This is a genomic window from Vogesella aquatica (assembly GCF_028548455.1).
In the GTDB taxonomy this organism is placed as follows: domain Bacteria; phylum Pseudomonadota; class Gammaproteobacteria; order Burkholderiales; family Chromobacteriaceae; genus Vogesella; species Vogesella aquatica.
The window spans coordinates 1-19,126 of the sequence record NZ_JAQQLF010000010.1; the positions used below are offsets into that span (position 1 = coordinate 1).

Here is a 19,126-nt window from a genome sequence, read left to right on the forward strand (position 1 = left end):
TGAAACGCCTCAGCGCCGATGATAGTGCAGATACCTGTGTGAAAGTAGGACACCGCCAGACGCCCGATACCGAAGCCCAGCTCAGACGAGCTGGGCTTTGTGCTTTGGTGCGGCGAAAATACCGCGCACCACCCCGCGGCCAACCTTGGCCGCAGCCTGCCGACCCTGACATAAAGCCCGCGAGTGCGGGCTTTATGTCAGGGTTAGAAACAATCACTGCCTTTACTCTCAGCATATATATTGACCCATTTTTTGAGTAATGCTGTAGATGCTCCGCTATCGGCCATTTTTCTCAAGGCCTTGTCTATGTCGTTGATCACGTCATCCGGTACAAACTTGCCGAAACCTATATGAATTTTGCTGACAGAGACCGGGTTGGGCAGATCTGTGATGATGTCGGCAAGTTGTCTTTTTTTGAGATAAGCCATGCCGACATACCTGCCAGTGACAAAGTAGTCGATGCGGCCAAGTTCAAGTTTTCTGAAATTGCTGGCCATGTCTGATGCGGTTTCTACGGTGAGATATGCGGCGAGATACTCGTCAAAGCCATCGCCGAAAATGTCGCCCAGGCTGATACCGCCACGATACGACTTTAGGCTATGCCAGCCATCGTAGAGGATGTGCTTGTCCTTGCGCACAAAAACAGCAATGGGGTTTTCGAAAGCAGGGGTTTGACTGAAGCGTAGATAGCGGGCGCGGTCAGCATTGATACGCAAGGGCAGGATAATATCTATTTGGCCATTTTCGGCACGTTGTAAGACCCGTTTCCATGGGTAAAGCTGCGGAAGCAGTTTTACCCTGGCAGGCAGAATGCGTTGCAGCTGTTCTACGCTGGCACCGGTGAAGCTGCGATGGTCATGGCACCAGTGATAGGGCGGGTAGTCGGGGTTGCCGGAATAGCGCAGTGCCGGAGCGTCTATCGCGCAGGCCTCCCGGGCAGAAAATACCAGCGTAAACACTGCGAAGGCACAACTAGCCAAGGGAACGCCCATCAAGCCTCCTTTTGCTACTGCTGGCGACTGATCGCAATGGACGGCCCCTCCCCGGCAATGGAAAGGCGTAAATGCATCATGTCAGGGCTGATTATAGTGAATACTTGCCAGTCTTGGCCGCAGCACTGCTATTTGCGATTCGCTTGTGCAGATGCGTGGCAGGCATTTCATCTTATGCGCTGTAGCTAACGTTGACCGAAGTATTGCCGAATTGCTTGCGTGAAGTATGGTTATGCAAGCTTTGCGCGATGGCAGCAGGCTGGCATGGTGTGCATCTGGCAATGAAATAAGGCATGACACCCTCCGTTTGCATGGCAAATGGAGGGTGTTGCAAGCCAGGGCGAGAATTGACTCAAGTCTTAACTTGGCTTGCTCGCAGTGATACCTTGTTGGCCGGCCAAGCTATATGCCGCTGACGTTTACACGGTAGTGGCCAGTTTGCTGCGCAGGCACTGTGTGACCGTCACCATGCGCTGCAGTGCGGCTTCGGCTTCGGGCCAGCCGCGGGTTTTCAGGCCGCAGTCGGGGTTTACCCACAGCCGTTGGGCCGGAATCACATCCAGGGCCTTGCTGAGCAGCTTTTCCAGTTCGTGTTCGGCTGGAATACGCGGGCTGTGAATATCGTACACACCAGGGCCGATTTCGTTAGGGTAGGCAAAGCTGGCAAAGTCGCGCAGCAGCGCCATGTCCGAGCGCGAGGTTTCGATGGTAATCACGTCGGCGTCCAGTGCGGCGATGGCCGGCAGGATGTCACCGAACTCCGAGTAGCACATATGGGTGTGGATCTGCGTGCTGTCATCGACGCGGGCGCACGACAGGCGGAACGCTTCGCCAGCCCAGGCCAGGTAGGCATCCCAGTCGGCACGCTTTAGCGGCAGGCCTTCGCGTACGGCGGGCTCGTCGATCTGGATCACCTTGATGCCGGCGTTTTCCAGGTCCAGTACTTCGTCGTTGATGGCGAGCGCAATCTGGCGGCACACCTCGCTGCGCGGCAGGTCATCGCGGACAAAGCTCCACTGCAGGATGGTCACCGGGCCGGTGAGCATGCCTTTCACCGGGCGCGGGGTCAGGCTTTGGGCGTACACCGACCAGGCCACGGTCATGGCTTGCGGGCGGGCGACGTCGCCAAAAATCAATGGCGGTTTTACGCAGCGACTACCGTAGCTTTGCACCCAGCCGTATTCGGTAAAGGCAAAGCCTGCCAGCTGCTCGCCAAAGTACTCCACCATATCGTTACGCTCGGCTTCGCCGTGCACCAGCACATCGATACCCAGTGCTTCCTGCTTGCGGATCACCAGCTCGATTTCAGCCTTCATGGCTTGTTGGTAAGCCGCGGCATCGAGCTCGCCGCGTTTGAAGGCGGCACGTGCGCTGCGGATCTCGGCGGTCTGCGGGAACGAACCGATGGTGGTGGTGGGTAGCAGCGGCAGCTTCAGCCAGGCAGCCTGCGCGGCGGCGCGTGCCGGGTAGGGGCTGTGGCGACGATCGCTATCGGCCGGCAGTGTGGCCAGGCGCGCGCTGACGTCGGCACGGTGGATACGCGGGTGCTGGCGGCGTTGCTGGCTGGCAAAGTCGCTGGCGGCCAGCTCGTTACTGATGTTGTCGCGGCCTTGCAGCAGGCCACGTTTGAGCAGTTTGAGTTCGTTGAGCTTTTGTACTGCAAACGCCAGCCAGCTCTTCAGGTCCACATCCAGCTGTACTTCCTGTGCCAGATCTACCGGGGTGTGCAGCAGGCTGCAGCTCGGGGCCAGCCATAACTGCTCGCCCAGCTGTTGGCGCAGGTTTTCGGCACTTGCCAACGTGGCAGACAGGTTGTTGCGCCAGATATTGCGGCCATCAATCAGGCCTGCCGACAGCACGCGGCCTTGCGGCCAACCTTGCAGCAGGGTGGCCAGCTGTTCCGGTGCGCGCACCAAGTCCAGATGCACACCGGCTAGCGGCAGGCTGTGCAGCAGGTCAGCGTGCTCGGCCACGCTGCCGAAGTAGGTGGCCAGCAGCAATTTGAGCGGGGTATCGGCCAGCGTCTGGTAGACGTTATGGAATGCAGCTAGCCATTCTGCAGGCAGGTCTAGTGCCAGGATGGGTTCGTCCAGTTGTACCCAGTCCACTTTCGCGTCGTTCAGCGCACCCAGCAGTGCCTGGTAGCTGCGTAGCAGTGCTGGCAGCAGGCTGAGGCGATCAAAGTCGGTGCCTTTGCATTTGCCCAGCCACAGCAGGGTAAGCGGGCCGACCAGCACCGGCTTGGCTTTCAGACCCAGTGCCTGGGCTTCTGCCACCTGTGCCAGCAGCGGGGCAGGGTTGGCCGCAAAAGTGGTGTTAGCGTGCCATTCCGGTACCAGGTAGTGGTAATTGGTATCGAACCATTTGGTCATTTCCAGTGCATGCTGGCTGGCATTGCCGCGTGCCAGCTCAAAGTACTGCGCCAGGCTGAGCTTGGCGGCGTCAAAGCCGAAGCGAGGCGGGATGGCACCTACCAGAATCTGTGCGTCCAGCACGTGGTCGTACAAGGAGAAATCGCCCACCGGGCTCAGGTCGACCCCGGCGCCTTTTTGTAGCAGCCAGTGGCGCTGGCGCAGTTCGCGTACACCGTGCTGTAGCGCTTGTTCGCTGACGTCGCTACGCCAGTATTGCTCCAGCAGGAATTTCAGTTCGCGCTTGGCGCCGATGCGGGGGAAACCCAGAAGATGAACTTGGCTCATGTGGAATGCCTTTCGTGATGAATGTTGTGCATTCAGCATGCGGCAACTACAATCATGAGGCAATTTCATTATTTTAACGTTGACCATTAAGGTGATTCATCATGCAAAGCCAGCTGGAACTCCGCCATCTGAAAACCCTGCTGGCGCTGGCCGAGTGTGGCAGCGTGTCGCAGGCGGCCAAGCGCGTATTCCTGACGCAGTCGGCGCTATCGCACCAGCTCAAAGCGCTGGAAGAGGCTTACGGCCTGGCCTTGTTCGAGCGCAAAACGCAGCCGCTGCGCTTTACCCCCGCAGGCGAGCGCTTGCTGGCGCTGGCGCGCGACGTGGCGGCGCGCGTGATGCAGGCCGAGCGCGACCTGGCACGGCTGCGCGAAGGCGAGGCGGGGGAGCTGCGCATTGCGGTGGAGTGCCATACCTGTTTTGACTGGCTGATGCCGGCGATGGACGCCTTTCGCCAGCACTGGCCGGCGGTGGAGCTGGATATCGTGTCCGGCTTCCATGCCGACCCGGTAGGCCTGCTGCTAACGCGCCGTGCCGACCTGGCCATCTGCTCGGAGGCCGAGCCGCAGGATGGCGTGGTCTACCAGCCATTGTTCGCCTACGAGATGGTGCTGATCATGGCGAAAGACCACCCGCTGGCGGCCAAGCCGGTGTGGCAGGCCGGGGATTTTGCCGACGAAACGCTGATCCACTACCCGGTGCCGGATGTCATGCTGGACCTGGTGCGCAAGGTATTGAAGCCGGCAGGGGTGAATCCCGCCCGGCGCACCTCGGAGCTGACGGTAGCCATCATCCAGCTGGTGGCCAGCCGTCGTGGCGTGGCGGCCATGCCGTTCTGGGCGGTGAAACCGTATCTGGACCGCGGCTATATTGCCAGCGCCCGCATCGGTGATGCAGGCTTGCAAAGCGAGCTGTACGCGGCATTACGTCAGGATGATGCGGGGCTGGCGTATATGCATGATTTTCTGCATACCGTGCGCGAGCAGAGTTTTGCCACGCTGCCCGGCTTGAGCGTGCTGGCTTGAGCCCTCCAGTAAAAAACGGCACGTCCGCAAGCTGCGGCGTGCCGTTTTTTTGTGGCCGTTAATGGCTACTGGGTGCCCTGCAGTTTGTAGAAATTGCGGGTGGTATGCAGGCTGCCATCCGGGCTGGCGGCGTAGGCCGGGATGTCGCCGGCGTGCACCCAGCCCAGCTTGGGGTAGAGGCTGGCCGCTACCGATGTGCTATCGGTATCCAGCACCAGCGTGCTGCAACCGGCCGCCCACGCCGCCGTTTCGGCCTCCTGCATCAACAGGCAAGCAATACCCAGGCCACGCGCGCGGCTGTGCACCATCAGCTTCTGGATTTCACCACGGTGGCGGCCGTTGGCCTTGCCGCATAGCGCCAGCTGTACGGTGCCGATAATCCGGCTTTGATCTTCTGCCACCCAGCAATGCAGCAGCGGGCCCAGCGCTGCCGCAACACCCTGCCAGTAGTCATGTGCTTCTTGGTGCGTTAGCGGTGCCAGAAAGCCGACCGAGGCGCCGCCGTGCACGCTGTCTTGCAGTAGCAATACCAGTGCGGCCAACGGCTGCTGGGCGATGGTGTGCAAGGGGCGGATGGTGATCATTCGTGCTCCAGCCCCAGCTCCTGGATTTTGCGGGTAAGCGTGTTGCGGCCCCAGCCCAGCAGCTGTGCGGCTTCGACTTTGCGCCCGCCGGTGTGTGCCAGGCCGCTCTTGATGCAGGTGCTCTCGAAGCGTGCGGTCAGGTCGTCGATGATGCCGGTTTCCCCTGCGGCCAACCTTTGGCTGACCTCGCGTGCCAGCAGTTGCAGCCAGTCGCCATCGGCCAGGGCTGGCGTAGCATGCAATGGCACGCTGGCGGGCTGCGCGCTGGCATCGGCCTCATGGCTGTGGCTGGCCGGCGCCGCGTCGGGCGGCAGGCGGAACTCGGGTGGCAGGTCGGCGCTTTCCACGGTCTGGCCCGGCGCCATCACGGTAATCCACTGGCACAGGTTTTCCAGCTGGCGCACGTTACCGGGGAAGGCGTACTGGCGCACAAAGGCCATGGCGCTGTCGGACAGGCGCTTGGGTTCCACGCCCAGGTTGGCCGCACTGCGCGACAAGAAATGGCGTACCAGCAGCGGAATGTCTTCGCTGCGCTCGCGCAGCGGTGGCAGGCGCAGACGGATCACGTTCAGGCGGTGGAACAAGTCCTCGCGGAACTGGCCTTGCTTGACGCGCTCCTCCAGGTGCTGGTGGGTGGCGGCGATCACGCGCACATTGGCTTTGATCGGTGTGTGGCCACCCACGCGGTAAAAGTGGCCATCAGACAGCACGCGCAGCAGGCGGGTTTGCAGCTCGGTGGGCATGTCGCCGATTTCATCCAGAAACAGCGTGCCGCCTTCGGCTTCCTCGAAGCGGCCGCGACGGCTGCCCACCGCGCCGGTAAAGGCACCCTTTTCGTGGCCGAACAGCTCGGATTCCAGCAGGTCTTTCGGGATAGCGGCGGTGTTCAGCGCGATAAACGGCTTGCTGGCGCGTACCGAGTGGCGGTGCAGCGCCTCGGCCACGCGTTCTTTACCGGTGCCGGATTCGCCGGTAATCAGCACGGTCACGCTGGACTGCGACAGGCGGCCAATGGCGCGGAACACGTCCTGCATCGCCGGGGCCTGGCCCAGCAGCGCCGGCATGGCTTCCGGGCTTTCGCCAACGGCATCGCCGCTGCGGCTCTCGGCGAGCGCGCGTTCGATCAGCGCCACCGCCTGGTCTACGTCGAATGGTTTGGGCAGGTACTCGAAGGCCCCGCCCTGGAAGGCCGAGACGGCCGAGTCCAGGTCGGAGTGCGCCGTCATGATGATGACCGGCAGCGCAGGGTGCTCGGCTTTGACCTTGCCCAGAAATTTCAGGCCATCGGTGCCCGGCATGCGTACATCACTGATGATGACGCTGGGGAGGGTGTCGTACAGGGCGTTCAGCGCATCGTCGGCGCTGGCAAAGCTCTGGTAGGCGATATTGCTGCGCGAGAGCGACTTTTCCAGCACCCAGCGGATGGCTTTGTCGTCGTCGATGATCCAGACCGTTTGCGTCATGTTGGCTCGCCTTGTGGTTTATTGATCGGGGCCGAACGGCATCAGTACCGTGAAGCAGGTATGGCCCGGCCGCGATTCGAATTCGATGGTACCGCCATGCTGGTGCACAAAAGTCTGCGCCAGCGTCAGCCCCAGCCCAGTGCCCTCTGCCCGGCCGGTGACCAGCGGGTAGAACACATGGTTGCGGATTTCTTCCGGAATACCGGGGCCGTTATCGATGATCTGCAATTTTAGTGCCAGGTTGTGACGCTTTCGCGCCAGCGTGACCTGGCGTGCCACGCGGGTGCGCAAAACCAGCTCGCCGTTGCCTTGCATGGCTTGTACGGCATTCTTGCCGATATTCAGTACCACCTGGATGAGCTGCTCTTTGTCTGCGGCCAACATGGGCAGGCTGATGTCGTAGTCGCGTTTTACCAGCAGGCCGTGCGGGTACTCGGCCAGGATGATGCTGCGCACGCGTTCCAGTACTTCGTGGATATTCACGTCGTTGGCGATGTGGCGGCGGTGCGGTGCCAGCAGACGGTCTACCAGCGACTGCAAGCGCAGGGCTTCTTCGCGAATCACGCCGGTGTACTCCAGCAGCTCGGGGCGATCGGCGATTTCGTGCTCTAGCAGCTGGGCAGCGCCACGGATGCCACCCAGCGGGTTCTTGATTTCATGCGCCAGGTTGCGGATCAGCTCGCGGTTGGCTTGCTGCTGCAGCAGCAGGCGCTCTTCGTTGACGATGCGCAGCTGCTGCTCGATAGGGCGCATCTCTACCAGCGCCAGGCGTACCGGGCCATCGATGGGGGTAACGGTGAGGCCGATATGCAGCGGATGGTCGCCTTCCGGCGAGATTTCCAGGTCGTGCTCGATAAAGCTGCCGGCGTGGTCCAGCGCCATTTGCACGGCGTTTTTCAAGGCACGCGGGTGGTGGAAGTGCTCGTACAGCGTGTGCTTTTTCAGCCCTTTATGGCTGATGCCCAGCAGGTTTTCACTGGCCGGGTTGGCGTAGTGAAGCTGGCCGTTGCGCTCGACAATCATCACCGGGGTATCGAGCAGGTCGAGTCCGGCGTACGGGTGTGGGGGCATGGTGTTGGTCCGGTTTGCCTGTGTGGCTAGCGGCACCAGGCTGGCGCCGCTATTAACGGTGTCTTAGCAAAAGCCGCGCCCGCGCAGGGGCTGCCAGGCAGCGCAAGCAGGCGGCGGATACGCTACAAAACGGCGCACAAACTAGGGCGTCTGGATGGGGGCGTCGTTTTGGTGAGTGTACTGCACTACTTTGGTGCGGCGCTACGGCCTAGCTCTTTATTCAGCGCATCGATATTGCGCTCGCGATCGGTGACTGCGTCTTGCAGGCGTTGTAGCTGCGCTGTAGCGGTGCCGGGTTTGCGTCGGGCTTCACTCAAAGCGGTGCGTGCTTCGCTCAAGGCTTTTTGCTCGTTATCCAGCTCGGTTTGCAGAATGCGGCGGCGGCCTTCGTCGCGGTTGCGTTGCGTGCCGGCGTCGACCGACGGTACCGCTACGTTGGCCGTTGGGGCGCGTGGGCGTACCGAGCCATTACGTGGCGTGATGCTGCCACGCGTACCTCCGTCCGGGTTGGCTGGTGTAATCGAGATGGCCTGCGCCCCTGGCTGCGGCATATTGGTAAACGTAACGTGCCCGTCTTTATCAACATAGCGATAAATGGTGCTGGCCTGGGCTTGCGATAGGCTGCAAAGGAGCAAGATAAACAGAGTCCGGCGCATAGGGAAATGGGCGATAGTCATTGCAAACGCATGATAATTCAATCTCTTGCCAGGTGGCAGTGCCAATGCAAAAAAGCTGGGGCTGACTGCGTGCTGTGGTTTGCCAGGCCCTGAGCAAATGAAAACCCCGCACCGTTGCCGGTGCGGGGTTGCAGCGTACGCGGGTCGAATCGCTTACAGGCTGTAGTACATCGCAAATTCTACCGGGTGGGTAGTCATGCGGGTCAGGTTCACTTCCTTCATCTTCAGGTCGATGTAGGCGTCGATCCATTCGTTGGAGAACACACCACCACGGGTCAGGAACTCGCGGTCTGCGTCCAGTGCGGCCAGGGCTTCATCCAGCGAGGCGCACACGGTCGGGATCAGTTTGTCTTCTTCCGGCGGCAGATCGTACAGGTTCTTGTCTGCTGCATCGCCAGGGTGGATCTTGTTCTGGATACCATCCAGACCAGCCATCAGCAGGGCGGAGAAGCACAGGTACGGGTTAGCCAGCGGGTCCGGGAAGCGGGCCTCGATACGGCGGCCTTTCGGGCTTGCTACGTGCGGGATACGGATGGAAGCGGAACGGTTCTTGGCGGAGTAGGCCAGTTTTACCGGTGCTTCGTAGTGCGGTACCAGACGCTTGTAGGAGTTGGTGCCCGGGTTGGTAATGGCGTTCAGTGCCTTGGCATGCTTGATGATACCGCCGATGTAATACAGGGCGATGTCGGACAGGCCTGCGTAGCCGTCGCCGGCAAACAGGTTTTTGCCATCTTTCCAGATGGACTGGTGCACGTGCATGCCGGAACCGTTGTCGCCAACGATAGGCTTAGGCATGAAGGTGGCGGTTTTGCCGTAGCTGTGGGCGACGTTGTGCACCACGTATTTCAGGATCTGGGTCCAGTCAGCACGCTGGGTCAGGGTGCTGAACTTGGTACCGATTTCGTTCTGGCCGGCAGTCGCCACTTCGTGGTGGTGTACTTCTACCGGTACGCCCAGCTCTTCCAGCAGCAGCACCATGGCCGAGCGGATGTCTTGCGAGGAGTCTACCGGTGGTACCGGGAAGTAGCCGCCTTTAACGCCAGGACGGTGGCCGGTGTTGCCGCCTTCGAACTCTTCTGCGGAGGCCCAGGCAGCTTCTTCTGCCTTGATCTTCACGAAGCAGCCGGACATGTCGGTGCCCCAGGTAATGCTGTCGAAGATGAAGAATTCTGGTTCCGGGCCGAAGAAGGCGGTGTCGCCAATACCGGACGCTTTCAGGTAGGCTTCGGCGCGCTTGGCTACCGAGCGCGGGCAGCGGTCGTAACCCTTGCCATCGGCCGGGTCGATGACGTCGCAGCTCATGAATACGGTCGGCTCGTCGAAGAACGGGTCGATTTTGGCGGTAGCCGGGTCGGCCATCAGCAGCATGTCGGAGGCCTGGATGCCTTTCCAGCCAGCAATGGAGGAGCCATCAAACGCGTGGCCGCGCTCGAACCACTCGTCAGCATCTTCCAGCAGAACGTGTGCCGGAATGGTTACGTGCTGCTCTTTACCCATTGTGTCGGTAAAGCGCAAGTCGACAAATTTTACGTCGTTTTCGGTAATGAGCTTGACTACGTCTGCAACCGCCATGGATATCTCCTAGAGAAAAGCTAAGTGCATCAAACGAGATGGCACAAATACAGGTGTGCCGGACTAAAAGCATGAACCGTGCCAGCCATCTGGCGCGGTTTCGGGTACTGCATTCACCCGGTTGGCGTGCCAGCCAGGGCTATTTTGGGTCTATTTTGGTGCGTGCGCTAATTTGGTGCGCGTTTTTGGTGCATGGCAACGCTTGCCTGCCTGCTTGTCACACTGCATGATGGTTCACATTATTATGCAAATCGTGCCGTGATGTCGTGATGACAATCAATGGGCTGCGGTGGCCCTTAGCCCATATCTATTGAAGGAGAGCAAGATGACTGTCGAAACCATTCTGTCCACCGCCCGCAACCGTGGTGGCGAGCTGGGCCTGGCGTATAGCGGTGCCGTGTTGCCAGCCGAGGCCTGGGCACTATGCCAGGGGTTGCCCGCTGCCGTAATGGTGGACGTGCGTAGTGCTGCAGAGTGGCAGTTTGTCGGCGTGGTTCCCGACGCCGTGCGTATCGAGCTGCGCAGCTACCCCGGCATGGTGCCCAATGCCGCGTTTATCACGCAGCTGCAGCAACAGGTAGACAAGGGGGCAACGGTGCTGTTTATCTGCCGCAGCGGTGCGCGCTCGGACGAAGCGGCCAGGTTGGCCGCAGAAGCAGGCTATGCCGAGGTATATAACGTACTGGAAGGTTTTGAAGGTGACCGTGACGTGCAGCAGCACCGCGGCCAGCTCAATGGCTGGAAGGCTGCCGGCTTGCCGTGGATTCAGGGCTGACAGTGTGGCAACAGGCGGTTGCAGTTTCCTGTCCGACAAGGCAAAGTGTGCTTTCGGCCAAGCGGCTGCCACCGGCTTGCCTGACTTACCCCATATAGAGAAGTGAATCATGACTGATCGTTACGCTGTAATTGGCAACCCTATTTCGCATAGCCAATCGCCTTTCATCCATAGCGAATTTGCCAGCGCCACCGGCCAGGCATTGCAGTACGAAAAGCTGTTTGCCGATATCGGCAAGTTTGACGAAGTCGTATCTGCTTTTGTGGCGGCAGGTGGCCGCGGTTTGAATGTGACGCTGCCGTTCAAAGGCGATGCTTTCCGTTTTGCCCAGGAAGTCAGCGAGTGCGCACGTTTGTCCGAGGCGGTGAATACCCTGAGCTTCCGTGACGGCAAGATTTACGGCGACAACACCGATGGCGTGGGCCTGGTGCGCGATATCGTCGACAACCTGGACGTAGCCATTACCGGCAAGCGCGTGCTGCTGCTGGGTGCGGGTGGTGCGGTGCGCGGTGTACTGCCCACATTGCTGGCAGAGAAACCGGCTACGCTGACCATTGCCAACCGTACCGTGGTGAAGGCTGAAGCGTTGGCCGCACAGTTTGCCAGCCTGGGCCAGATCGAGGCCACAGGCTACGAGGCACTGGCGGGCCGCCAGTTCGATATCGTCATCAACGGTACGTCCACCAGCCTGCAGGGCGAGTTGCCACCGATGCCTGCCGGCATTTTTGCGGCCGGTGCGCTGGCTTACGACATGGTATACAGCCGTGGCCTGACGCCTTTCCTGCGCCGTGCGCAAGGCGAGCAGGCCGGCATGCTGGCCGATGGCCTGGGCATGCTGGTGGAGCAGGCGGCCGAGTCGTTCCGTATCTGGCGTGACGTGCAGCCGGAAACGCGTAAAGTCACCAACATGCTGCGCGAGGTACTGGCCTAAGTGTTGCGCTGGACCTTACGCATCGGGGCGGCCCTGTTGGCCGCCCTTTTTCTGTACAACCTGTGGATCTTCGGCCACATCGTGTACTGGCGCAGTTTCAACCCGTCGGCTAGCGCCTTCATGACCGAGCAGCTGGCACTGCTGCAGAAAGACGACCCCGAGGCCGAGCTGCGCCACAAATGGGTGCCGTACGAGCGTATCTCGCCTAACCTCAAGCGTGCGCTGATCGCCTCGGAGGACGCCAAGTTTGTCGACCATGAAGGCTTTGACTGGGATGGCATCGAGGCAGCGTTCGAGAAGAACATGAAACAAGGGCGCATCGTGGCCGGCGGTTCTACCATTAGCCAGCAGCTGGCTAAAAACCTGTTCTTGTCCGGCCGCAAAACCCCGTGGCGCAAGCTGGAAGAGGCCATGATCACGGTGATGCTGGAGGCGGTGATGGAGAAGCGCCGCATCTTCGAGATCTACCTGAACGTGATCGAGTGGGGTAATGGCGTGTTTGGTGCCGAGGCCGCTGCGCGTTACTACTACCGCACGCCCGCCTCGCGCTTGTCTGCCGGCCAGGCGGCCAAGTTGGCCGCCATGGTGCCTAACCCGCGTTATTACGACGAGCACCGCAATGCACCGGGCCTGGCGCGCAAGACCCGCATCATTTTGCGGCGCATGCCAATGGCCGATACGCCATAGTTTTAAACGGTTTTACGGTGTGTCGACTGGCTCCGCTTGCGGAGCCAGTTTGTTTTTTGCCGGTGCGGCAGTGGCTGCGGGCCTGGTTGCCATACCGGTAACGCTATCAGGCTACCGATTTGCCGGGTGAGTGTGCCGGGCACACTTTTGCCTTGAGCCCAATGCGTGCAAAGCAAGCGTTTTCCTGATAAGGCCACCGCGCCGTCTGGCCGGTTTTTCACGCCCGTGTGCGCTGGTTGCCCACCGCACTGCATGCTACAATTCCGCCTCTCTCGTGATAGCTGCGCAGGAGCGCGGTTTAACTCATGGACTTACCCAGTTATTACTCATCTGATTTAGCCATTACGGCTCACTACTAGCCCCGCCTTTTTGCCGGATGCAGCGTCATTCCCGCCAAAGGCGGAAGGAGACGTGCATGACGGTTGTCGACAAGAAACAACCCACCGATCGTCTGCAGGACAGCCTTACCCAGGTACAGCGCCTTATCGAGCGCCATCGTCTGGTAGAGGACCTTGTGCATCGCCAGGACATGCCGCGCCATGACCTGGTGGAATCGCTCGTTCACAAACAAAACCTGGCCGAGCTGGAGCACAAGCTCGAAGCACTGCACCCGGCGGATATCGCCTACATTCTGGAAGCCCTGCCACTGGAAGACCGCCTGCTGGTGTGGAATCTGGTGCATAGCGACGACGAAGGCGACATCCTGCTGGAGGTATCCGACGCGGTACGCGAATCGCTGATCGAGTCGATGGAGCAGCACGAGCTGGTGGCCGCCGCCGAGCAGCTGGACGCCGACGAGCTGGCCGACCTGGCCGCCGACTTGCCGCGCCAGGTGGTGTACGAGGTAATGGGCGGCCTGGACGAAGAAGAACGCCAGCAACTGCAGTCGGTACTGTCGTACGAAGAGCACCAGGTGGGTGCCCTGATGGACTTCGAGCTGGTAAAGATTCGCGCCGATGTCAGCTGCGAGGTGGTATTGCGCTATCTGCGCCGCTTTGACGAGCTGCCCAGCCAGACCGACAAGATCTTCGTTACCGACGAAGACGGTGTGCTCAAGGGCGTGCTGCCGGTGCGCAAGCTGCTGGTGTCTGACACCGACGCGCTGGTAGCAGAGGTGATGGCCACCGAGGTGGTGAGCTTCCGCCCGGAAGAAGATGCGGCCGACGCTGCGCTGGCTTTCGAGCGCTATGACCTGGTAACGGCTCCGGTGCTGGACGAGCATGGTGTGCTGATTGGCCGCCTGACGGTAGACGAGATGGTGGATTTGATCCGCGAGGAATCGGAAACCGAGGCGCTGAACCTGGCCGGCCTGAAAGAAGAGGAAGACCTGTTTGCCCCGGTGATCGATTCGGTGAAAAACCGCTGGGCCTGGCTGGCCATCAACCTGTGTACCGCCTTTGTCGCCAGCCGCGTCATTGGTGCCTTTGAGGGCAGTATCGAAAAGCTGGTCGCCTTGGCCGCACTGATGCCGATTGTGGCGGGGATTGGCGGTAACTCCGGCAACCAGACCATCACCATGATTGTGCGCGCACTGGCAATGGGTCAGCTGCAGCCCGGGCAGGCCAATCGCCTGTGGCGCAAAGAGCTGGGGGTGTCGGTGATTAATGGCGTGGTGTGGGGCGGGGCGCTGGGCGTGCTGGCCTGGATGCTGTACGGCAATTTCGCGCTGGGCCTGGTGATGTTGGCCGCCACCACGCTGAACCTGATGCTGGCGGCGTCCATGGGGGTGCTGATTCCTACCATGATGGAGCGCTTCGGCAAAGACCCGGCAGTGGGCAGCAGCGTACTGATTACCGCGTGTACCGACTCGGGCGGCTTCTTCATCTTCCTTGGCCTCGCCAGCCTTTTCTTGCTGTAAACCATGCCTACGCTAAACGAAGCATTACGCCATTTTGACTTGCCACGGCTGGAAGCCCGCCTGCTGCTGGCGCAGGTCAGCGGCCTGAGCCACAGCGCCATGGTGTCGGCAGGCCCCGAGCCGCTGCCGGATGCGCAGTGGCAAGCGTTTAGCCTGCTGGCCCAGCGCCGCCAGGCCGGCGAGCCGGTAGCCTATTTGCTGGGCGAGCGCGAGTTTTATGGCCGCCGCTTTGCCGTGAGCCCGGCAGTACTGATTCCGCGCCCGGAAACCGAGCATCTGGTAGAGGCTGCACTGGACAAGGTTGGCCGCAAGACGGCTGCCCGTGTGGCAGACCTGGGCACCGGCAGTGGAGCCATCGCGGTGACGCTGGCGCTGGAAGCCCCCGCCTGGCAGGTAGCAGCGGTAGATCTGTCGCCGGACGCATTGGCCATGGCGCGCGGTAATGCCGAGGCGCTGGGGGCGAGCGTGGCGTTTCATCACGGCAGCTGGTTTGCCCCGCTGCCTGCGGCTGCGCAATATGAACTGATTGTCAGCAACCCGCCGTATATCGATGCCGCCGATCATCATCTGGGCGAAGGCGACGTGCGTTTCGAGCCACGCATGGCGCTGACCGATGGTAACGATGGCCTGGACTGCCTGCGCGCTATCGCCGCAGGGGCGCCGGCCAGGTTGGCCGCAGGCGGCTGGCTGATGGTGGAGCATGGTTACGACCAGGGCCCGGCGTGCCGCGAGCTGTTCGAACAAGCCGGCTTGCAGCAGGTACACACGCTGCCGGACCTGGCGGGGCTGGACCGTGTCACGCTAGGTTGCAAGCCATGAGCAGGGTCATGGCCTTGGTATTTGGTGTACTGGCGCTGCTGGTGTGGCTGACCGGGGTGAACCAGGCGTTGTTCATCACGCTGCACCATGCCTTGGCCGTGCTGCCAGGTGCGGTGTGGCGGCTGCTGAGCATGGCGGGCGAATGGACGCTGGTGATCGGCGTGCTGCTGCTGTTGGCCGCAAGGCAGCCGGCCTTGTTGCCGCGCATGCTGGTGCTGGGCTCGGCGGGTGTCTTGGCCAGTATCGCCTTGAAAGCCGGCTTTGATGTGCTGCGCCCGCCGCTGGTACTGCCTGCGGGCACGGTTAATTTGCTGGATGTATTACCGGGCAACCACTCGTTTCCTTCCGGCCATGCCATTGCCGTGGCGGTGTTGGCCGGTGCTCTGATGCCGCGCCGCTCGCTGCCTACCCAGCTTGGCCTGGCACTGTTGGCCGCACTGGTGTGCCTGTCGCGGCTGGCGATTGGCGTGCACTGGCCGCTGGATGTGCTGGCCGGGGCGGCTTGCGGTTTTACCCTGGCGCATGTGGCGGGGCGGGTAGGCAAAAGTGCCGCGCCAACAGCCCTGCTGCTGCCGGCAGTGAAAGCCTTGGTGCTGGTGTTGCTGGCGGTGACGGTATGGAAGCTGGGGCAGGGCAGGCCGAACGAGGCGTATGTGCTGTATAACCTGATCACACTGGCTATCGGTGTGGTAGCGCTGCGGGGAAAAGTGGCGGCCCGCTGAAAATACTGGGCGCAAAAAACGGGGCGTGCGCCCCGTTTTGTCATCAGCCTGCCATTTGCAATGGCTTAGTGATGGTGACCGTGTTCGCCATGGGCGTGGCCGTGGGTAATTTCGTCCGGGGTAGCCGGGCGAACTTCTGCCACGGTAGCCTGGAAGCGGATGGTCAGGCCAGCCAGTGGGTGGTTGCCGTCCAGTACGGCTTTGCCGTCGGCTACGTCGGTGACGCGGAACAGGATCACGTCGCCGGTTTCCGGGTCGTCTGCTTCGAACATCATGCCGACTTCAACTTCTTCCGGCAGTACGTCCAGCGGCTCTACGCGCACCAGCTCTTCTTCCGGTTCGCCAAAGGCGTCGTCCGGGGTCAGGGTTACGGTGATGGATTCACCCACGGCCTTGCCGTGCAGTGCTTCTTCCACCAGCGGGAAAATGCCGTCGTAGCCGCCATGCAGGTAAGCAATTGGCTCTTCAGTTTTGTCGAGCAGGGTGTTGTCGGCGTCGTACATTTCGTAGTGAATGGTTACGACCGAGTTTTTAACGATTTGCATGAGGCGGTACCGTCGTAGAGAAAAGAAAGGGAATCTTGATGCATCGCAGGCCGGCAAGCCTTGGGTTGCAGCAAAATCCGGCGCAAAACAGATATCCCCGTATTGTAAACCATTGCCTGAATGCGTAACGAGAATCTGCCATGAAACCAATCGAACTGCTGGGCGGCATGACCGCCGAGACCTTTTTAAAAGAGTACTGGCACAAGAAGCCCTTGCTCATCCGTGGCGCCCTGAAAGATGTTGGCGAGCATGTGGACTACGCCTGGCTGGCCAAGCTGGCCGCCGACGAAGACGTGGAATCCCGCCTGATCGAATACAAGCAGGGCAAATGGCACCTGGAGCGCGGCCCGTTCCGTGCCGGCCGCCTGCGCCGCCTGCCGGAAACCGACTGGACCATCCTGGTACAGAACGTCAATCACCACCTGCCGCATATTGCCGACATTTTATGGCGTTTCGATTTCATGCCGTATGCACGGCTGGATGACCTGATGATCAGCTACGCGCCACCAGGCGGTACGGTTGGCCCGCACTTCGATTCTTATGACGTGTTCTTGCTGCAAGTGGGTGGCCGCAAGCGCTGGCAGATTTCGTCGCAACAGGATGAGTCATTTATCGAGGATACCCCTATCAAGGTGCTGAAAGACTTCCAGGTAGAAGAGGAATTCATCCTGGAACACGGCGACATGCTGTACCTGCCGCCCAAGTGCGCACACTACGGCGTGGCACTGGAGCCGGGCATGACGTACTCCATCGGTTTTCGCGCCCCCTCGGCGCAGGAAATTGCCACCGAGTTCCTGGTGTACCTGCAAGACCGTGTTTGCGTGCAAGGCCGTTACGCGGATCCTGACCTGCAGCAACAGGCAGCACCGGCGCAGATCAGCGATGCGATGGTAGAGCAGGTCAGCCAGATGCTGCAGCAGATCAGCTGGGATAAAAAAGTGGTGGCCGACTTTTTGGGGCACTACCTTACCGAACCCAAGCCGCATGTGTTTTATGAGGGTGCCGAGGACGAGCTGGACGAAGAAACATTTGCCGAGCAGGCCAAGGCGCATGGCATTGTTCTGGATTTGAAGAGCCAGATTCTTTATGTTAATGACATGCTGTACTGCAACGGACAGCTGTTGGAATGCGAACCGGAGCAGCTGGCCGCATGGCAGCACTTGGCCAACGCCCGTCAACTGGAGTCTGCCGGATTGTCAGACAGTATGTTGCCTTTGTTGTTCGAGGGTTATCTATCGGGATGGTGGCATATTGCCGCTTAGGGCCATGCTGTTGAAGCATGAATGAGGCAAGGTAAGTGATCGCAAACGAAGATTTTTTATCGAAAGCACGGGGTTTGGCATTGGAAATATGTTGCGATGCAGCATGGGTCATGCAAATATCCGCAATAAATTAGCGTTTACCCCCTTCCCAACAATTTTATTCGTGCTAGAATTTGCGCACTGACAGTATCTACACTGCTTTCTCTGTCTGGAATTTTTTTTGAGAGAGAGTAGTGAACCAGACGTCTTGTTCAACACTTACTTTCAAAGGTAATACACAAATGAAACAGTCGCTCATCGTTGCTGCCCTGCTGGCCGTTGCTCTGTCCGCTTGCGGTAAAAAAGAAGAAGCTCCAGTTGAAGCTTCCGCTCCTGCTGTTGAAGCTTCCGCTCCTGCTGTTGAAGCTTCCGCTCCTGCTGCTGACGCTTCCGCACCGGCTGCTGACGCTTCCGCACCGGCTGCTTCCGCTGCTCAGTAATCACGTTTTACGTGTTTACATGAAAACCGGCCCTCGGGCCGGTTTTTTCTTGCCTGTCGTTTTTGTCTTCTGCGTTTCCCGTCTTGCCTTTAGCTGGTATCTGCGGTGTTGCCACTACACTGTATTGGCATGGTTTCATACAAAATGGATTTTGCCGGTCCGTGTCTGTTGCGGCTGCGGGATGCTGCTGCTTTCTCCAGGATGTGGCTGGCCGCGATGTTGCTCACAAGCCGTCTGCAGGGGCTGTGATATGATGGCTGCCGTTTTGAACCGCTGCGCCGGGTAACGGTCGAAGTGGCTCGCTTATCTTTCTCCGCACCTCGGGCAGACATGGACATCCTGCAACTCCTTCTCGACTTCTTTACCGGGTATGGCTACTTTGCCGTATTCATCGTGCTGTTGGTCTGTGGTTTTGGCGTGCCGATTCCTGAGGACATTACCTTGGTAGCCGGTGGCATTATTTCCGGCCTGGGCTATACCGATGTGCACTGGATGTTCGCGGTGGGTATGGCAGGGGTGCTGGCTGGCGATGGCATCATGTTTGCCGCGGGCCGTTTGTACGGCGAGAGGGTGCTGCGCTTTCGCCCGGTAGCCAAGATCATGACGCCCGAGCGTTTTGCCGCTACCCAGGAAAAGTTTGCCCGCTACGGTAACTGGGTGCTGTTTGTTGCCCGTTTTCTGCCAGGCCTGCGCTCGCCCATCTTCCTTACTGCCGGCCTGACCCGGCGTATTCCTTACTGGCGTTTTGTGATGATGGACGGTTTTGCCGCGCTGATCTCGGTGCCGGTGTGGGTGTATCTGGGCTACTTCGGCGCACGTAACCGCGAATGGCTGATGCATATGGTGCATCGTGGCCAAGCCGGTATTCTTATCGCCCTGGCGGTGGCCGGGGTGGTGCTGGGTGTACTGTACTGGCGCAAGAAGCGCCTGGCGGTGAAGGCGGATGCCTGATGTTGGCCGCTTCA

General features: G+C 60.2%; 18 protein-coding genes. 10 read left to right on the top strand and 8 right to left on the bottom strand.

The genetic code is table 11. The annotated features are described in order from the left end of the window. Positions 1-203: 203 nt before the first annotated feature. Together PQU95_RS09095 and metE are read right to left on the bottom strand one after the other, a co-directional pair. Positions 204-992: a substrate-binding periplasmic protein gene (locus PQU95_RS09095; protein ID WP_272751693.1), complete on the bottom strand. Its 789-nt coding sequence runs from the start codon at positions 990-992 to the stop codon at positions 204-206. Between the two features lie 419 nt (positions 993-1,411). Then, positions 1,412-3,691, bottom strand: a complete 2,280-nt coding sequence (gene metE / locus PQU95_RS09100; RefSeq protein ID WP_272751694.1) for a 5-methyltetrahydropteroyltriglutamate--homocysteine S-methyltransferase — start codon at positions 3,689-3,691, stop codon at positions 1,412-1,414. A gap of 101 nt (positions 3,692-3,792) precedes the next feature. Between metE and PQU95_RS09105 the strand changes: the two genes are divergently transcribed. After that, positions 3,793-4,716 carry a LysR family transcriptional regulator gene (locus PQU95_RS09105; RefSeq protein WP_272751695.1) on the top strand — a complete coding sequence of 308 codons (924 nt, stop codon included), beginning with the start codon at positions 3,793-3,795 and terminating at the stop codon, positions 4,714-4,716. A 65-nt stretch (positions 4,717-4,781) separates the two neighbouring features. Here the strand turns inward: PQU95_RS09105 and PQU95_RS09110 are convergent, their stop codons facing one another. The 5 genes from PQU95_RS09110 to glnA form a co-directional block, all read right to left on the bottom strand. Continuing rightward, positions 4,782-5,300, bottom strand: coding sequence for a GNAT family N-acetyltransferase (locus tag PQU95_RS09110; RefSeq protein ID WP_272751696.1), 519 nt, complete (start codon positions 5,298-5,300; stop codon positions 4,782-4,784). Beyond that, positions 5,297-6,763 carry a nitrogen regulation protein NR(I) gene (gene ntrC / locus PQU95_RS09115; RefSeq protein WP_272751697.1) on the bottom strand — a complete coding sequence of 489 codons (1,467 nt, stop codon included), beginning with the start codon at positions 6,761-6,763 and terminating at the stop codon, positions 5,297-5,299. The genes PQU95_RS09110 and ntrC overlap by 4 nt, the downstream gene beginning before the upstream one ends. An 18-nt stretch (positions 6,764-6,781) precedes the next feature. After that, positions 6,782-7,834, bottom strand: coding sequence for a nitrogen regulation protein NR(II) (glnL, locus tag PQU95_RS09120; RefSeq protein WP_272751698.1), 1,053 nt, complete (start codon positions 7,832-7,834; stop codon positions 6,782-6,784). A 185-nt stretch (positions 7,835-8,019) separates the two neighbouring features. Then, positions 8,020-8,469, bottom strand: coding sequence for a DUF4124 domain-containing protein (locus tag PQU95_RS09125; RefSeq protein ID WP_272751699.1), 450 nt, complete (start codon positions 8,467-8,469; stop codon positions 8,020-8,022). Between the two features lie 195 nt (positions 8,470-8,664). Continuing rightward, positions 8,665-10,083 carry a type I glutamate--ammonia ligase gene (gene glnA / locus PQU95_RS09130; protein WP_017510235.1) on the bottom strand — a complete coding sequence of 473 codons (1,419 nt, stop codon included), beginning with the start codon at positions 10,081-10,083 and terminating at the stop codon, positions 8,665-8,667. A gap of 325 nt (positions 10,084-10,408) precedes the next feature. On the opposite strand from glnA, the gene PQU95_RS09135 reads away from it, so the two are divergent. The 6 genes from PQU95_RS09135 (at position 10,409) to PQU95_RS09160 (ending at position 15,875) form a co-directional block, all read left to right on the top strand. Next, entirely contained in the window at positions 10,409-10,858 is a 450-nt protein-coding gene (locus PQU95_RS09135) for a rhodanese-like domain-containing protein (RefSeq protein ID WP_272751700.1), read from the top strand. Between the two features lie 109 nt (positions 10,859-10,967). Further along, positions 10,968-11,789, top strand: coding sequence for a shikimate dehydrogenase (aroE, locus tag PQU95_RS09140; RefSeq protein ID WP_272751701.1), 822 nt, complete (start codon positions 10,968-10,970; stop codon positions 11,787-11,789). A gap of 3 nt (positions 11,790-11,792) precedes the next feature. Further along, complete coding sequence (mtgA, locus tag PQU95_RS09145) at positions 11,793-12,476, top strand: monofunctional biosynthetic peptidoglycan transglycosylase (protein ID WP_272751836.1); 684 nt, start codon at positions 11,793-11,795, stop codon at positions 12,474-12,476. 415 nt (positions 12,477-12,891) lie between these two features. Then, positions 12,892-14,334, top strand: a complete 1,443-nt coding sequence (mgtE, locus tag PQU95_RS09150; protein WP_272751702.1) for a magnesium transporter — start codon at positions 12,892-12,894, stop codon at positions 14,332-14,334. A gap of 3 nt (positions 14,335-14,337) precedes the next feature. Continuing rightward, positions 14,338-15,153, top strand: coding sequence for a peptide chain release factor N(5)-glutamine methyltransferase (gene prmC / locus PQU95_RS09155; protein ID WP_272751703.1), 816 nt, complete (start codon positions 14,338-14,340; stop codon positions 15,151-15,153). Positions 15,154-15,161: 8 nt separating this feature from the next. Then, entirely contained in the window at positions 15,162-15,875 is a 714-nt protein-coding gene (locus tag PQU95_RS09160) for a phosphatase PAP2 family protein (RefSeq protein ID WP_272751704.1), read from the top strand. 65 nt (positions 15,876-15,940) lie between these two features. Here the strand turns inward: PQU95_RS09160 and PQU95_RS09165 are convergent, their stop codons facing one another. Then, the gene (locus tag PQU95_RS09165) at positions 15,941-16,420 is read right to left on the bottom strand and encodes an FKBP-type peptidyl-prolyl cis-trans isomerase (RefSeq protein WP_017510244.1); all 480 of its coding nucleotides are present in this window, start codon (positions 16,418-16,420) and stop codon (positions 15,941-15,943) included. Between the two features lie 140 nt (positions 16,421-16,560). Between PQU95_RS09165 and PQU95_RS09170 the strand changes: the two genes are divergently transcribed. From PQU95_RS09170 to PQU95_RS09180, 3 genes are all read left to right on the top strand, one after another. After that, positions 16,561-17,682, top strand: coding sequence for a ribosomal protein uL16 3-hydroxylase (locus PQU95_RS09170; protein ID WP_272751705.1), 1,122 nt, complete (start codon positions 16,561-16,563; stop codon positions 17,680-17,682). A 233-nt stretch (positions 17,683-17,915) separates the two neighbouring features. Then, positions 17,916-18,161 (top strand): hypothetical protein, encoded by a 246-nt coding sequence (locus PQU95_RS09175; protein ID WP_227302640.1) that lies wholly within the window; start codon positions 17,916-17,918, stop codon positions 18,159-18,161. Between the two features lie 330 nt (positions 18,162-18,491). Next, the gene (locus tag PQU95_RS09180) at positions 18,492-19,112 is read left to right on the top strand and encodes a DedA family protein (protein WP_272751706.1); all 621 of its coding nucleotides are present in this window, start codon (positions 18,492-18,494) and stop codon (positions 19,110-19,112) included. The last annotated feature ends 14 nt before the right edge of the window (positions 19,113-19,126 follow it).